Annotated in this window: 12 protein-coding genes; 6 read left to right on the forward strand and 6 right to left on the reverse strand. The window is 35.6% G+C overall.

Annotated elements, in window-relative coordinates; translation table 11 throughout:
* From ACY65O_RS13025 to ACY65O_RS13045, 5 genes are all read right to left on the reverse strand, one after another.
* On the reverse strand, nt 1-1,039 hold a 1,039-nt coding region (locus tag ACY65O_RS13025; RefSeq protein ID WP_462221292.1), incomplete at its 3' end, for a BT_3987 domain-containing protein.
* A 48-nt stretch (nt 1,040-1,087) separates the two neighbouring features.
* Nucleotides 1,088-2,584, reverse strand: a complete 1,497-nt coding sequence (locus tag ACY65O_RS13030; RefSeq protein WP_462221293.1) for a SusD/RagB family nutrient-binding outer membrane lipoprotein — start codon at nt 2,582-2,584, stop codon at nt 1,088-1,090.
* Between the two features lie 46 nt (nt 2,585-2,630).
* Nucleotides 2,631-5,801, reverse strand: a complete 3,171-nt coding sequence (locus ACY65O_RS13035) for a SusC/RagA family TonB-linked outer membrane protein (protein WP_462221294.1) — start codon at nt 5,799-5,801, stop codon at nt 2,631-2,633.
* A gap of 179 nt (nt 5,802-5,980) precedes the next feature.
* Complete coding sequence (locus ACY65O_RS13040) at nt 5,981-8,125, reverse strand: ComEA family DNA-binding protein (protein ID WP_462221295.1); 2,145 nt, start codon at nt 8,123-8,125, stop codon at nt 5,981-5,983.
* A gap of 173 nt (nt 8,126-8,298) precedes the next feature.
* The gene (locus ACY65O_RS13045) at nt 8,299-9,156 is read right to left on the reverse strand and encodes a PorV/PorQ family protein (protein ID WP_462221296.1); all 858 of its coding nucleotides are present in this window, start codon (nt 9,154-9,156) and stop codon (nt 8,299-8,301) included.
* Nucleotides 9,157-9,199: 43 nt separating this feature from the next.
* Here ACY65O_RS13045 and ACY65O_RS13050 point away from each other — a divergent pair, with 43 nt between their 5' ends.
* The 3 genes from ACY65O_RS13050 (at nt 9,200) to ACY65O_RS13060 (ending at nt 12,809) form a co-directional block, all read left to right on the forward strand.
* Entirely contained in the window at nt 9,200-10,135 is a 936-nt protein-coding gene (locus tag ACY65O_RS13050; protein WP_462221297.1) for a bifunctional 5,10-methylenetetrahydrofolate dehydrogenase/5,10-methenyltetrahydrofolate cyclohydrolase, read from the forward strand.
* A 6-nt stretch (nt 10,136-10,141) separates the two neighbouring features.
* Nucleotides 10,142-10,762, forward strand: coding sequence for a 7-carboxy-7-deazaguanine synthase QueE (locus ACY65O_RS13055; RefSeq protein WP_462221298.1), 621 nt, complete (start codon nt 10,142-10,144; stop codon nt 10,760-10,762).
* Nucleotides 10,763-10,877: 115 nt separating this feature from the next.
* Nucleotides 10,878-12,809, forward strand: coding sequence for an OmpA family protein (locus ACY65O_RS13060; protein ID WP_462221299.1), 1,932 nt, complete (start codon nt 10,878-10,880; stop codon nt 12,807-12,809).
* Here the strand turns inward: ACY65O_RS13060 and ACY65O_RS13065 are convergent.
* Entirely contained in the window at nt 12,806-13,030 is a 225-nt protein-coding gene (locus ACY65O_RS13065) for a hypothetical protein (protein ID WP_462221300.1), read from the reverse strand. The genes ACY65O_RS13060 and ACY65O_RS13065 overlap by 4 nt on opposite strands.
* Nucleotides 13,031-13,190: 160 nt before the next feature.
* Between ACY65O_RS13065 and ACY65O_RS13070 the strand changes: the two genes are divergently transcribed.
* From ACY65O_RS13070 to ACY65O_RS13080, 3 genes are all read left to right on the forward strand, one after another.
* Nucleotides 13,191-15,053: a tetratricopeptide repeat-containing sensor histidine kinase gene (locus ACY65O_RS13070; protein ID WP_462221301.1), complete on the forward strand. Its 1,863-nt coding sequence runs from the start codon at nt 13,191-13,193 to the stop codon at nt 15,051-15,053.
* 1 nt (nt 15,054) lies between these two features.
* Entirely contained in the window at nt 15,055-15,678 is a 624-nt protein-coding gene (locus tag ACY65O_RS13075; protein ID WP_462221302.1) for a response regulator, read from the forward strand.
* Nucleotides 15,679-15,748: 70 nt separating this feature from the next.
* Nucleotides 15,749-16,129 (forward strand): DNA-processing protein DprA (locus ACY65O_RS13080; RefSeq protein WP_462221303.1); only part of this gene is annotated, 381 nt, incomplete at its 3' end.

Consider the following 16,129-nt stretch of genomic DNA (forward strand, 5'->3'; position numbering starts at 1 on the left):
TTTTGCCCAATTGCTGCAACAATCTGTTACCCAAGTCCTCAGCAACTGCATCCTGCATTGAAAAAACATCTGCAGTATCTTTCTCGCTCTGCAAATTTTCCTCGATTTCACCCGTCCGCACATTTATCAATTGTGAGCTAACCCGAATTTTTCCGTTAAAAACCTGGTAATGTAATTTAAATCGTTTAGTAATTGGATCCGCTATTAATACATTGGGACCATCAACCACCGTAACACCGGCGGCAATTAAAGCATCCATATCCGGTTTATCGATAACGGCAGTAAAGTTGGTTAAAACACCACCGGTATTCGTAAAACTCAACAAATAATTAGGCTGTATAAAATATCCGCTGGCCACAAGTATAGAAGTACCATTTACAGGAACAAATGTTGTTGGGTTGTTAAGGAATGTTCCGCCATTGGGAGGTGTTGGTGGTTGAGCAGATTGTTGTGCCGAAAGGTTCCACCTGTAAAAATCCCATAAATAAGGACCTGCAATTGGATTACCAATTACATTAATGTATATGGTGTTAAAATTGGAAGATAGTGTTTTGCCAGAAGCATTGGTTATTGAAATAGGCAGCATCCAGCTTTTATCAGGATCCTGGGCAGTTATTTTGGCCGAGTATATCTCTACTGTTGTTTTTGCCAACCTTTGACCAGCCTTTATTATTAATTGTGTTGCCTTTATTTTATACATATCGGGGAGCATTAATAAAAAGTTTGATGGAGGGGTTGTAGATGCATTGTAAGCAACTCTTTTTGCATCATCAACACCAATGGTAACACTTATATCAGCACCAATCGTGTATTCTGAATTTAGCTGTGCTACAATTTCTATTATGTTAGTATCTGCTGAGTAAGGATCTACATTAGCAGCCTTAAAGTTACCTAAACCAGAATTTTGCAGTATTACAGTTTCCCCGGTTTTTGAAAAATCTGTATAAGTGGCGTCATTCTCTTTTAAGCAACCTGGCAAAATTATCACCATTGCTGCAAAAGCAATAAACCCCGTAATTTTAAAAAATTTATTTTTCATTGTTTTAGTTTTAATATTTTAATATTTTATGGTTCTTCTGCAGTTGTATTACAGCATCCACCATATTTTAGAGTTTGCAGTAACAGCAGGTTGTGCCGATACATTTGCTCCATTTACATCATATTCCCTTTGAGGATACAACAGCCGGTTCGGTATCCTGTTTGAACCTGCCTGTTGAGATAAAGGAACATCTGCCGGTAACCCTAAACGCCTGTAATCATTATATGTTTCCAATACGTTTATCATTGATAAAGCTAAAAATTTCTGACGGATAATTAATGCTAATTTTTCAGTAGTACTTGAAGTTGCGTCCCAATTAACCTGCTTATTACCCAATTGCGCCATATAAGTTGTTGCGCCATTTGCACCTAAATATGCAAACGAAGCATTTACCCCTGACTGGAATAATGCTTTTGCATCTCCAACTGCCCCACCACCTATACTCCAGTTTCTTAAAGCAGCTTCTGATTGTAAAAAATAGCTTTCTGCGGCAGTCATTAAAACAGCATCCTGAGTTGGTCCCTGTAATAAACCCGGTCCAAACTCTGAAGTGCCGGTTTGACCACCATTTGGAATACCCGGTGCCCCCAAAAATCCGCCTACATAGTTTCCAGATCCATTAGGCTTATATAAACGTGATAGCCTTGGATCATTATTATTCTTCATAAAATTGACCGTATATCCCCCAGCTCTGTAAAAATCCCCATTATAGGTACCTGTAGCTGTATGAAAAGATCTCCATATACCGTTTTGTTTACCATCCGAATTAAGGTAGCCGGGATTAATTGTAACATTTGCATTTACAAAACCACCAGATATTGTAGCCAATTTAGCGGTAATATAGGCCTGCCTGTCCGCTTTTTCACTTTGGCGTAATAACATCCTCAATTTTACCGTATTGGCAAATCTAACCCACTTGTCTTTATCTCCTTTAAACATAATATCATCGGTACCTACCGAACCAGCTACTGAATTTTTAATAAGTGTGGTTGCACTTTCAATATCAGTCATTAATGCTTCGTAAACAGCTTTACCATTGTCATATTTTGGTGTAGGGTTAACAGCACCCTGCTGGGCTTCTGTATAAGGTATATTATCATACAAATCAACTAATGTCTGGTAATTATACGCCTTCATTAATTTGCCAATACCCTCATACATTGGATTTCCTTTCGCTGCACCCAATTTTTGAATCAGGTCGTAATCTGTATTATTGTCATTAGCTATTGTCCATGCTCCTTCCCCAAAGTTGGTGGTTAACGTATAATTCAATGCTTCCTGAGAAATAAAGAAGTTACCACTAAAACTGCTGTGCCCAAGCCATATTGATGCAAAAGCAAAGGTATTGTTGTTTGTAGCTGGCCTGTTATAAAAATTGGCTGTATTTTGCAAAGCAGCTGGCAATATTAAGCTGGCCTGAGCCGTAACTAATGTTGGATTATTAGGATCCACATTAATATCAAGATTGGTTTTGCAGGAAAATATAGAAGCAGTTAATAAAGTTGCTAAACCAATATTTTTAATTTTATTATTTATCATTTTCATGTTTGTTTTTTTTAAATGTACTTAATAATGTTTTATTAATTAAGTATTAAAATGTAACATTTAAAGTTGCACCAAATACACGTGTAGGTGGTGTTTGCCTTATATCAGTTGTACCTACTGCATTACCTGTACCAGCATTCGAAAACTCAGGATCAGTCCAAATATTATCCTTTGCACGGAACATAAAGAAATTTCTTGCATTGATAGTAAAATTTACTGCCTGAATACCCTGGCCATTCTTGAATAACGAACGGGGGAAATCGTAACTTAATGATATCTCCCTTATTTTCCAGAAATCAGCGCTGTTTACATAAGGAGCATCAGCCTGATTCCAGGTACCGGCCCAAAATGAATGATTGCCATTTTTTGTTACCACACTGGTATTAGCTTCAAATTTTCCCGGGGCAGTTTCAACAACTGAGTTAGGGATAATAAACTGTGTACGTCCAGTTTGTGCTGAGTACCATGAAATACCTGTAAAATCCAAATCGCCGCCTGCATCATTCAGGATAACAGCACCAAACCTTGCATCAGCAACTACATTAAAAGTAAATCCTTTGTAAGTTACTGAATTAGTTATACCAACTCTTGTGGGAGCAACTGTAGTTCCAAAGGGTACATTTCCTGTAGCCCTGGTTGGATAACCAGTTGTTGCATCAACAATTATTCTTCCCTGGGGATCTCTTTTCCAATCTAAGCCTTTCAGATATGGATAAGCCTGACCAGGTATAGCATAAGAATTTCCTCCTATAAGAATTTCTCCAGGTAAATCAAATCCTATAGCATTTTTATTTCTGGTATAATTACCGGAAATATTCCAGTTTACAGCGCCTAATTTTAATAATGGTGTTAAGCGTAATTCTATTTCAACGCCTTTGTTAGTCATACTGCCTATATTAGTTAATGCAGTTGTATATCCAGTTGAGGCTGAAATTTGCCTGGGTACAGTTTGGTTAATAGTTTTTTGATCATAATAGCTGGCATTTAACTGAATCCTGTTTTTTAAAAACCCAAGTTCAATACCTACTTCTTTTTCTGTAGTAAATTCAGGCTTTAACAAAGGGTTATTAGTTTGCCCCGGAACTGTATAACCTGCCTGGCTGCCATAAGGGAAACCACCACTGGGTACAAGTGTATTATCTAAACTGTAAGGACCTACACTAATCTGTCCTACTTTGGCAATACCCCCACGGATTTTACCAAAATTTAGTATCCTGTTATTTCTTAAACCGGGAATAGCATCAGTAAAAACAAAAGATGCATCAACTGCAGGATAAACAAAGGTTCTGAATTGAGAACTTAACTTGGAAGATTGATCACGGCGAACTGAACCATGTATAAATGCAAAATCTTTATACCCAACAGTTAAATCGGCAAACTGCCCCATTAATGATTCTTCAATTAAAAAATTGTTTGAAATAGGTTCTCCTAACCTGTTACTGATATTGTAAATGCCTGCAAAAACCAGGGCATTGGCACCTGTAGAAATGCTTTTTGTAACTTTTTTCCAAACGGTATTACCTAATAACAATGTACTTTTAAAATCTCCAATTTTTTTAGAAGCAATTAAGGTAAAATCGCCATTAAGCCTGCTTTGTTGAGTAGAGATATCATTTACTGTTGCTTCAACTACCTTTGCTAAAGGTATTGATCCGCACTGGCATGCATCGGCAATTGCCCAGTCTGCAAATTTATAGCCCCCTTTTGTTGCTTTAAAGTTTATATTTCTATTAGAATAACCAACAGTATAAGAAGCAGTTAACCAAGGCAATATATTGTAGTTTAGTTTTAAGTTACCTGTGGTAAAGGTATTATTGGTAACCTGCCTTGATTCGTCAATTTGCCACCATGGGTTACCATAATATGCATTAAAATATCCGTCAAGATTAGCATGGGGATCATTTTTCCAATCCCTGTAATCGTTTATATTGGCATGTTGTGGCTGGTTAATTACCATCCAGTAAAATGGCCTGTCCTGTGTATATGAACCACCTGTCTGATCAATTTTTTCAAACGTTACGTTGGAGTTAAAATCTATACTAAACTTTCCGTAAGTTTTTTTACCATTAATCCTTAATGAGTTTCTTTGAGATTTATCTTTTGGAACAACACCATTTACTTTTACATTCTGGAAACTGAAAAACAGGTTGCTTCCATCATTTCCGGCAGAATAAGAAACACCATTTTGTAAAGTAAGCCCTTTGTCAAAAACATTAAACTTACCGTTTTTAACAGGTGAATAAGGAACCATTTTTTGGCTCAGGTAAAAAGTACCGTCTGGCCTGTACACCCTTACCGGCATACCTAATGGAACCATTTGCCCGTTGTATTCAGGACCATAACTTTGGTTTTCGTAAGAATAATATAACGGATTAGGGTCGCCTGGAAAAAACACAAACCCAGGTTTGTTATTTGTAGTATCCTCACCACCAAAAGAACCAAAACGCTCCTGTAATTTTGGCAAGTAGGAAACTGTTTCGAATTGTGCTGTAGAGGTTAACTGAATACGTGGTTTGGTGTTGCTGCCACGTTTAGTAGTAACAACAAAAACGCCATTAGATGCATCAGAACCGTAAATTGCAGATGCGCCTGCACCTTTTAAAATGGTTACATTATCTATATCACTCGGGTTTAACCTGGCTAAAAAGGCATTATCTACAATATTACCATCAACAACAATTAACGCCTCATTATTGCCTAATATAGAACGGTTACCCCTTAAAGTAACACGTACCTGTGGGTTAACGCTATTATCGCCTGTTTGTATATTTAAGCCAGCCACCTTGCCAGTTAATCCTGTTGCCGGGTTTACTACAGATGCCTGATTTAGCTCTTTAACATTAATAGTTGAAGAAGCAGAACCAGTTTCTTTAGACTGTCTTTTGGTATAACCGGAAGAAACTACCACTTCAGTTAAATTGGTACTGGCTGCAGAAGCATTTAAAGTGTAGGACTGATCCCTGTCACCAGGTACTACCGTAACAGTTTCATGACCTGTTGCAGAAATGGTGATTTTAGAATCTGTTTTGGTTTTAAGAGTAAAAAAACCATTTGCATCTGCTTTAGTCCCATTTTTTGTTCCTACCTCTGTAATTGTTGCAAAGGGGAGAACATCACCGTTGGCGCTGCGAACTGTACCTGATACAGTTCTTGTTTGCCCAAAAGCGACAACAGAAAAGAACAAAAGTGCAGTTAATAATGATACAATTTTTCTCATTGTAATTGTTTTTACGTTTTAGATAAAAAAATTTGTTTAGTTAATGGTAAATTTTGAGCCGTAACAAAACTATGAAATAAAATTAACATTTTATTTTAATCTACAAATAAATAGTTTGTTTACAGGGTAACAATAGGCAACAAATTAACTAAAAAAGCTGCTTTAAATAACAAAAAATATTAAAATTTAAAAAGGACCTGTAATTTTATTTCGCTTTTTTTATTGCCTTTTATTTCATCTAATCCACTACCAATAAGGGTTTTATTTTTGTAAACGGTTTGCGACCATTTTAACCATATCGATAGCTTTTTGTTAACGTCATAATTAGCATTTACATAATACCTTAACCCCTTATCGTAAAAAACCGGAATGGAATAACTGTACAAAACATCGTTTTCGTAGGCGTAAAGGCGGCTGTTATAACTATCTGTTTCAAAATATTGAAAGCGCAGGTTACCCGACCATGGCCTTAGCAAGGGTTTGTATAAAAAATCGAAATAGGTTAGAAACCCCTGCTCTTGCCGGGAAGTATTTTTATTAAACCATAATAGTTCTACACGATTTCTTAAGGTTATATCTGTGTTTAATTTGTAAACAAATTGTGTCCTCCAGCTTTGCTTTGGCTGAGCAACTACAGGCGACAAAGTAAGCTGGCCAGGATTAAAATCTATTACTTTTGATTCGCTGCGAAAACGGCTGTAAATTTCTAACTGCTTATTTGGTTTGTAAGTTAGCTGTACCAAATAATCGGTACCGGTTGATGGCGCATCTACCCTAAACTTTAGCCAGGGAAATTTGTAAAAGTCGGCATAAGCATCTACCCGCCAAATGCTGCCCGGATGTATGGAAAGTCCGGCATAAAACCCCTTCTCATTAGTGGGAAAAGTATTTTCGGTAAATGCAGTTGTGTAAAGTGATTGATAGCCTTTAGAAATATTGCGGTATAAAAAACTCATATCTACCGATGATGCAGTGCTTATTAAAATACCGTTTACAAATGCTTTGTACATATTATTAGTTGCCGCAGCTTCGCCAAACAGGTGTATGTTTTTATAAGTATAGCTGTAATCAAAGCTGTAATTGCCAAAATCTTTGCCAGCTAATGCATAAAGATTATACAGATCCGAAGACTTTTTTAATGGCAATTTGAATTTATATTGAATCCCATTAATGCCAAGATGAAGTTTTTTGTGTTGATAAGATATATTACCGCCAAATGCCAGTTGCTGCTGAATACTTTTGTCAACTGTTTCGCTGTTGGTGCGGTGGTAGCCAGATGTTTGTAAAGATGAAATAAAATCTTCCCGGGATTGTGAAGTATCTGCTACAAAATTGCCATCTATTTTTTTATACGAAGTAAAAAATGTTGTTTGTACATTTCTTTTTTGAAGGGTAATGCCTGCGCCACGGTGAAAATTTATTTCGCCTGCTGAATTATATGGCCGTAAAACTTCAGCCTCTCTTTTTATATTAATCACATCAGCACTTTTTTTAAAAGCAAGGCTTTGCCATTGGGTTAACCCCTGCCCCATGTTAACTGTAAAATCTCCTAATGCCAATGATTTAATTACTCCGATATTTCTTACAAAAAAATGTGCGGAATAAAAATCGAATCCCTGCTTTTGTTTGCCTTTAAAAAACTGTTCGCCTGCATCTTTTTCTGCAAGAATGCCATACTGTAACAGATTTTTAAACTGGTATTTATAACGCAACAATAATTTTTGTGGAGAGCCGGGATAAAAATTGGTTGCAGAAGATGAATCAATTAAAAAACCTTTTGATCTTTCCAATGTCTGTGTAACTCTTACAAGAACACTGTGCTCCCCGCCGCTTAAACGTTTACGTAAACTGTTTATCAATTTAACTTCATCGCTAACAGAAACGTAGAGCCGTATTTTTTGGATGAGTTCGATATTCCATGCCGGGATGGCCTGCAATTCATAAATATTTATAAATTTTCCAAACAAATTCCTGTATAAAATAAGGTTTTGAATTTGTATGGGGTTTAATATCCGCAATTCTTTTAATGCTGTTTCGCCGGCAGTGTTTAAGTTTATAGGATTTTTAATATACTGCTGCATTTGCTGCAGATAATAATCGTCTTCTGTTTCTGCATCTTCGTTATTTTCTGTAATGTTTTCTAATTGCTGTTCGGTAGCCGGGGTTTCGGTGGTTTGAGATAATAAAAGAAATGGTAAAAGGCAAAAGGCAACCGGCAACAGCCAATAAGCAATATTTAATTTGCAATAAGCAATGAATAAATAAAAGGGCTTGGCTACAAAAGCTCTTGCTGAACAATGATATGACGTACAGGTGAGGTTCATTTTTTCTTTTATGAAAAGCAAAAAATTAACAAAATCATATTTACAACAATGCTAAATAGAATCAATTGAGCTGGTTAAAAAATCTCACCCCAACCCCTCTCCAGAAGAGAGGGAACTGGAATGGGCAGCTTAAATTTTTAATATTTTTTTTTTGTAACAGAAACACTCTTTTTTTATTCGTGTAAATCAGCATGGTTGGTTGCCGAATTTATTTTTCCGAAATTTGCAATTAACAAAATACCCGGCGAAAATCCCAGTTGCGGATGATAGCTACCTGCTACGTCGAGCCGCAAATTTTTCCAACCGATACCTGCACCTGCAAAAGCCGTAGAAGATGCACTCATAAAACCTGCCCTTGCAAAAAATTCTTTGGCAAAATGATACTGAATGCCTGCAATTACATTCACTGGTTTATCTTCTTCCTTTATTATTTCGCTGCAGATAAAAAAGTTTTCCGAAGCATCGTAACCCAAGCCAAATTTATAAGCGCTTGCTAATTTTTCTTCAGAGCTGCCCAGTTTTCCTCCAACAGGATTATATACATGAAAGCCTCCGTTTAATTTTTCTGTAAATTGTATAATGGCCCCGGCTTCAAAATTTATGGTGGATGCAGTATTGTATGCAGGAATTCGATACCCGTAATAATTAAACTGAATGCCCACGTCAATTTTTTTGCCGAGGCTTCTTGCATAAGCAAGCCCTATTTTACTTTCATTAAAATTTTTAAACCCTGAATAATTCAGTTGAATACCAAAATTGCCCATTTTGGTTGGCACTGCTGTTGCTACCGTGTAAGAATTAATTGCAGCCAGTAAAAATCTTCTCTCGCCATAAATACCAACGCCCGCTTGCGTAACTTTTGCAAGTGCCGCCTGGTTTGCAGTAAAAGAAAGCGGATCATTTTGCTGGGTGGAGTAGGCCCCCAAACCAATGTAAGGTAAAGCAACAGAGTAACGAACTGACTGGGCCTGCATGGTATTAAAAACACCAAAACCAATAAGGGTAATTGCGAATTGTTTTTTAAATCTCAAAGCTGTTGCTGGTTTATTTTGTCAAGATAAGTATAAATATTAAATGTTTACCATGTGGGAGGTTTTATTAAAATCGGTATTAGTTAATTACTTTTGCGCCATGCAAATTTTAGATGGGAAAATAGTTTCACAATCGGTGAAAGATTTGTTGAAAACAAAAACTGCAATCCTGAAAGCAGAAGGCAAAAAAGTGCCGCATCTTGCTGCTATATTAATTGGCACCAATGGTGCCAGCGAAACTTATGTGGCCAGCAAAGTAAAAACATGCGAAGAAATTGGGTTTAAAAGCACTATGCTGAGGCTGGATGAAAATATTGCTGAACAGGAATTAATTACTGCAATTGAAAAATTAAATAACGATGCTGATGTGGATGGCATTTTAGTACAACTGCCATTGCCCAAACAAATAAGTGAAGAGAAAATTATCAATTTAATTAATCCCGATAAAGATGTAGATGGATTTCACCCGGTAAGTATTGGGAAAATGGTGCAGGGTTTACCGGCATTTATTCCTGCAACGCCTTATGGTATAATGCTGATGCTGGAGCATTATAAAATTGAAACCGCCGGCAAACATGCGGTAGTGATTGGCCGCAGTAATATTGTAGGCAGGCCAATGAGTATTTTATTAAGCCAGAATACCAATCCTGGAAATTGTACGGTAACGGTTTGTCATAGCCGCACTAATAATTTAAAAGAAATTTGTTTACAGGCAGATATTATTGTGGCGGCATTGGGTAAACCCGGCTTTTTAAAAGCCGATATGGTTAAAGATGGCGCTGTAGTAATTGATGTGGGTATTACAAGAGTTGCCGATGCCACAAAAAAAAGTGGGTTTGCTATTAAAGGAGATGTTGACTTTGCAAACGTAGCCCCCAAATGCAGTTATATAACACCTGTGCCCGGCGGTGTAGGATTAATGACGATTGGTGCATTGATGATGAATACTTACAATGCTGCGGTAATGAATAATGGATAATTAATAATGATTAATAAAAACATTTTAGAAGTTGAGCTGCCTGTAATGGAGCATTTTTATACGCTGCAGGGTGAAGGTTTTCACCAGGGAAAAGCGGCTTATTTTATTCGACTGGGCGGATGTGATGTAGGTTGTGTGTGGTGCGATGTAAAAGATAGTTGGGATGCGGAGAAGCATCCGAAACATAATATCGAATATATAATATCGAATGTAGAAAAAACGGCAGCAAAATTGGTTGTTATAACTGGTGGTGAGCCGCTGATGCATAATTTAAATGCGCTAACCACTGCATTACAATCAAAAGGCTTTGAAACCAATATTGAAACATCGGGTGCCCATCCATTAAGCGGCAGTTGGGATTGGATTTGTTTATCGCCTAAAAAATTTAAAGCGCCGCTGCCAGAAATTTTACCATTTGCCAATGAATTAAAAATAGTAGTGTTTAATAAAAGTGATTTCGACTGGGCCGAGGAGTATGCAGCAAAAGTTTCACCTTCCTGTAAATTATTTTTACAACCAGAGTTGGATAAAGCGTCTATTGTTACTCCACTAATTATTGAATACATAAAAGCAAACCCTAAATGGGAATTAAGCTTGCAAATTCATAAATACATTAATGTTCCATAAAACAGTTTTACTGTTAAATTCCTGCTTTTTCTTTATATATAAAATGTTATAATTAGTGCTGTGGTACTAAAACAAATATGTTTTCGTTTTACCTTCAATTATTGAAATAAAACTGATGGTTACAAAAAAAAATATCCTTAGAATTTTTCTTGCACTTAGTATTGCATTAATTACTTACAATAATTGTGTGGCCCAATGGTACGAACCTGAAAAAGTAAATAAAAAAGCTGGCGAAATTTACGGGCTGGCTTATGAAGAAGCCACTGCTGGAAATTATACTGCATCGCTAAAGCATATTGAGGAAGCTTTAAAAATAGATCCCAAATTAGTTGATGCTTTTTTAACAAGGGCCGGCATTTATGCTAATTTAAAAAAATACGATTCGTCGGTTATTAATTTTGAAACTGCATTTCAACTGGATTCCATTTATCCCAAAGATTACCTGCTGCCCTTTTCTATTTCGCTTGCAGGCACAGGAAAATTTCAACAGGCATTAGATGCAGTAAATAAATTTCTTACCAACGATAAATTAAATTCGCAAAGTATTAAAGCAGGTAATTACAGAAAAAACACTTACGGGTTTGCAGTAAAATATGATAAAGAACATATTGTAAAGAATTATGTTTTTGCGCCACAAAATTTAGGCGACAGCATTAATTCATCTGCATTGGAATATTTTCCTTCGCTAACTATTGATGGCAGTAAAATGGTTTTAACACGCCGCATTGGTGGTGATGAAGATTTTTATGAAACCAATTTTATAAATGGGAAATGGAGCAAAGCAAAACCTTTAGCAGGCAAAGTAAATACCAATTTAAACGAAGGCGCACAATGTATTTCGCAAGACGGGCAATGGATAATTTTTACCGGTTGCAATTATCCTGAAGGAAAGGGAAGTTGTGATCTTTATATTTCTTTTAAAACAAAAAACGGATGGAGTGAGGCCGAAAATTTAGGACCGATGGTGAATACAGATTTTTGGGAATCATCACCTTCATTATCTCCCGATAAAAGAGACCTTTATTTTGCCAGCAGCATTAGTGGTGGCCTTGGCGGAAGGGATATTTGGGTAACACACCGCTTACCAACAGGCAAGTGGAGCCGCCCCCAAAACTTAGGCCCGGCTGTAAATACCAGTGGCGATGAAAGTTGCCCTTTTATGCATGCAGATAATGAAACATTATATTTTAACAGCAACGGACAGCCGGGTTACGGATCAACCGATTTATTTTACACCAAAAAAATAAACGACAGCTTGTGGCAGGTGTCAGAAAACCTTGGTTACCCAATAAATACTATTGATGATGAAGGCTCTTTAATTGTTGCTGCTGATGCAAAAACTGCTTACTATGCCAGCGACAAAGGCGAAGGAAAAGGCGGACTTGATTTATACAGTTTTGTGTTGAGAGAAGATATTCGTCCTTTAAAAACACTATGGGTAAAAGGCAAAGTGTTTGATAAAAAAACTTTAGCCGGACTTCCATCTTCTGTTGAGTTAATTAATTTAAAAAGCCGCAACGTTATCAGTAAAATACAAACTGATGAAGAGGGAAATTATTTAACCACTTTACCAGTGGGAAAAGATTATGCTTTTAATGTAAACCGCAAAGGTTATTTATTTTATTCCGATAATTTTTCGCTCCGCAGCAACCCGGTAGATTCTGTTTATAACAAAGACATTCCATTGCAATCATTAGAAAGTGGAGCTGCCATTGTTTTAAAAAATATTTTCTTCGACACAAAGAAATTTGATTTAAAAACTGAATCCATTTCGGAGCTGGATAAAATAGTTTTACTGTTAAATGATAATCCGAAATTAAAAATTCAAATCAGCGGCTACACGGATAATGTAGGGTTAGCAAAAGATAATTTACTCCTATCTAACAACAGGGCAAAAGGAGTTGTTGGATATTTATTAAGTAAAGGAATTAATGTAACAAGGTTAAGTTACAAAGGCTTTGGCGCAACAAAACCATTAGCTGATAATACTACTGAAACAGGAAAAGCATTAAACAGAAGAACGGAACTTTCTGTTATAAGCAATTAATCTTTAGGTTCAGTAATATTTTTCTTGCAGGCAAATTCTTCCAGGGTAATTTTAATATCACTTAAACTATCAAACCAGTGGCTGGGGTTTATCCATTTTGAAAATTGCTTAATTTTTTTACCTAAGATTTGTAACCGTATTGTTTTTACAGTTATGGTAACTGCTTCGTTTGGGTTAGCTGCTACTTCATCTTTTTGTACAATAGTTAAATCTGCCATCATAAAATAAAATTTAGGAAGTTTAAATTTTGATACACAAATATGGAAAGTATAGCCATTTAACAACCTCACGTAAAGGGGTGATTTTTAGAACATTTTTGAATTGGTAAGTAAAGAGGATGTATTTTACATTACCCAGTGCGTTACACCATTATAAAAAAAAATGAAATATTTATTTATACCCACACTATTACTTTTAGTAACCCATATTTGCTTTTCGCAATTAAATACCGACTCGTTAAAGAAGGCAATTTTGCTTATGCCTAACGATACAGCAAGCATTTATAAAATAATTGAAATTGGGCAAAGGGGCAGGCAAGTGGACTATTCCTTTGCATTATATGTTTTTAAAATAGTAGAAAAAAAGCATGGCGAAAAAAAAATCGATTCTATAAGCGGCATTATTTATACGTATTTAGCACATGTTACTTCCTGGCTAGGCAATTCTTCTGAATCAATACGTTATTATCTAAAAACAAAGCAAATTGGCGAACAGCTAAAGATGAATGTTTTTATTGCAACAGGGTACAGTGGTATGGCTACAATTTATCATAATAATAAAGATTATAAAACAGCCGTAGAATTTTATGAAAAAGCTTCTAAGTATTACACAAACGATTATATAGAAAGTAAAAAGTATGAAAGTACAAATATTAGCAATATGGGATATGCCTATTATCAAATATCGCAAACCGTAGATACCACATTGATAAATAATGTAGCCTACTATAATTCAATATTGGCTAAGGCAATAAATTGTAATAAACAATCCTTAGAAATTTTAAAAAAACCGGCTACTGAATATGTTATCTATACAAAATCTACTATCAATTTGTGTTTGGAGTATATTGCTTTAAGCAACATAGATTCGGCAATGTATTTTTACGATTACACTAATTCGCTTTTACCTAATATTAAAGAACTTGACGTTTACTGTGAACATGCCTACAATAAAGGAAAAATTCTTTTTTTTAAAAAAGAATTTGATGCTGCCATAACTGCTTATAAAGAATCATTAGATTTTGCACTTAAACAAAAATATCAGGAATATATTTATGAAAATTATTTTGCCATATATCAGTGTTATCAAAAATTAGGCAATTATAAAGATGCCATTTATTTTTATACAAAATTTTCAACAACTAAAGATTCCGTACTTAACAGAGGGGGAATTGTAGAAGCAACTGAATTAAAAAACATGTACGAAACTCAAATAAAAGAGTATGAAATAGCTAACCTTACTACAGCTAACAAACAAAAATCTACACTTAATAAAATTTTATTTGGAACAGCGCTGGCAATTGGCTTTATTGGTTTTTTAGTATACCTGAATTTTATAGGGCGGCAAAAATTACAGGTAGCTAAAATTACTGAGCTGGAAAAAGACAAACAATTACACACCATCGACGCCATGCTTAAAGGCCAGGAGGACGAACGCAGCCGCATTGCAAAAGATTTGCACGATGGGCTGGGCGGCATGTTAAGCGGCGTAAAACTATCCTTTGTAAATATGAAAGAAAATATGGTAATGGATGCCGAAAGCGTACAATCTTTCGAAAACTCCATCATGCAGTTAGATAATACTATTAGAGAGTTGCGTAAAGTGGCGCACAATCTTATGCCAGAGGCATTGGTAAGATTTGGGCTTAAAAATGCAGTGCTTGATTTTTGTAATTCGATGCAGGTATCATCTAAAACAAAAATAATTTTTGAACAAATGGGTACAGAAAGGCAGTTGAGTAATACTGCCGACCTGTATATTTACCGCATTATTCAGGAGCTGATTAACAATGCTGTGAAACATTCGGCCTGTAATCAAATTTTAGTACAGCTTACTAAAACAACCGATAAAATTTTACTTACTGTAGAAGATGATGGCAAAGGTTTTAATACCCAACAATTACAACATGCGGAGGGCATTGGTATGAAAAATATACAGCAACGTGTAAATTACTTTAAAGGTAAAATGGATATTACTTCGCAACCGGGAGAAGGCACATCGGTAAATATAGAATTAACGGCATAAAATGACAAGCGTATATATTGTTGACGATCACGAATTAATTATTGAAGGCATTACTTCTTTTCTGCAAAAAGAAAAAAATATTACAATGGCGGGCTATGCCACCACCGCATTGGCCTGTATTAATTTTTTCAAGTGTAATATTGCTGATGTTATATTAATGGACATAAACCTGCCTGATATGAATGGTATGGATTTATGTAAAATTATTAAAACCAATTATCCCGGCATTAATGTAATTGCATTAAGCACTTTAAACCAGGGCAGTTACATTACACAAATTATAGAAAACGGTGCCAGCGGTTACCTTTTAAAAAATGCTGACAAAGAAGAAATTTTAGAAGCCATTGCAACGGTACAAAAAGGTAAAACCTTTTTTAGTTTTGAGGCAGGCAAAATTTATACCGCAACAAAAGAAAAAAGAACCGGGCTGACAGTTTTAAGCAAAAGAGAAAAAGAAATCTTAAAATTAATTGCCGGAGGATTGACTAATATAGAAATTAGTAAACAACTTTTTATAAGCATTGATACCGTGGATACACACCGAAAAAATCTTTATACTAAACTTAAAGTAAATAACACCGCACAGCTTATAAGATCGGGCATTGAAAATAATTATTTAGAATAGGCTGCACGGCAATACAAATTTTTTTAGGGTAATTACTTATAATATATTTACAGGCTATTATTTTTTTATAATGAACAACGACCTGCTTTATCAAATTGCATTAACCCTTATACCCAACATTGGCGATGTACATGCCAAAGCATTGGTAAATATTTACGGCGATGCCCAATCGATTTTTAAGGCAAAGAAAAAAGAACTGGAAGCCATTGAAGGTATTGGCACCGTACGGGCAAACAGCATTAAAGCATTTTCAGATTTTACCGGCAGCGAAGCAGAAATAAAATTTATTGAAAAATATAAAATTGCCTCGCTTTTTCTTACAGATAAAAATTATCCGCAGCGCTTATTAAATTGTTACGACAGCCCGGTGATTTTATATTACCGTGGTAATGCCGATTTAAATACTGATAAAATAATTTCGATTGTTGGTACAAGAAACTGCAGTGAATAT

The organism is Ferruginibacter sp. (assembly GCF_031430955.1).
GTDB lineage: Bacteria > Bacteroidota > Bacteroidia > Chitinophagales > Chitinophagaceae > Ferruginibacter.